This is a genomic window from Xenorhabdus sp. PR6a (assembly GCF_028599065.1).
In the GTDB taxonomy this organism is placed as follows: Bacteria; Pseudomonadota; Gammaproteobacteria; order Enterobacterales; family Enterobacteriaceae; genus Xenorhabdus; species Xenorhabdus doucetiae.
The window spans coordinates 1-787 of the sequence record NZ_JAQRFJ010000192.1; the positions used below are offsets into that span (position 1 = coordinate 1).

Here is a 787-nt window from a genome sequence, read left to right on the forward strand (position 1 = left end):
CCTCGCAATGGTATGCCGGCAAGGTATCCCACTGAGAAAAGGACGGTATGTCCTCAACCATTTAATTTTAGCATTGCCATAGGTTTCAATATCTTGCCAACCTTCGGCACCCGCCATGATGGCGCTGATAACAAGAAAAATAACATCAATCAGATCATACTGACGATGGGTATCGGAGCGAGTTTCTTTAACAACGGATAAGTGTTCCATCAGCGTCATGAGCAGGGCAGCCAGCAAGAAATAATCGTTATTAGATCATGTCATTAGGTTTCATTCAATAGATGAACCCAAAAGTATGCTCGCGCCCTGGCTTTCTGTCAGCCAGTCTCCCGCCAGATAAATCTCACCATTGATGCCAATGGATTATAATCATGAAATATTATGCAAAAATTATTTCTTTGAATGAAAATATTGAAGAAGAAGTTATTTTGTCATTCGGGGAACATGAGATATGTTGCTTTATCAATGAGTTTCCAAGACTTCTGCGAGTAGGTGATATTCACTTGGTTGAACTAGGCCTTGTATTTTTAGATTATGTTAAAGTTGAACCATCCAAGGACAAAAATGCGACATTAAAACAACAGGGAAATACATTTTCTTATGAGATGAATGGTTATTTGGTAGAAGATAAATTATTTTTATCTAATTTGGTATTTCAAGATGATATATTATATGAATATTCATATTTGGAAAATGGATATGTCAAAATTTATCCTGATCGAATTACCGTGTCTTTCCTTTAGTTAGATTTTCTTTTTCTTCAAAAACCGGAAGTTCCCCGTGATCT

General features: G+C 36.6%; 2 protein-coding genes. One reads left to right on the top strand and one right to left on the bottom strand.

Annotated elements, in window-relative coordinates; all coding sequences use genetic code 11:
- Positions 1-219: transposase family protein (locus PSI15_RS18275; RefSeq protein WP_273584761.1), on the bottom strand; the 219-nt coding region annotated here is incomplete at its 3' end.
- A 152-nt stretch (positions 220-371) separates the two neighbouring features.
- On the opposite strand from PSI15_RS18275, the gene PSI15_RS18280 reads away from it, so the two are divergent.
- Complete coding sequence (locus tag PSI15_RS18280) at positions 372-743, top strand: hypothetical protein (protein WP_273584762.1); 372 nt, start codon at positions 372-374, stop codon at positions 741-743.
- Positions 744-787: the final 44 nt, after the last annotated feature.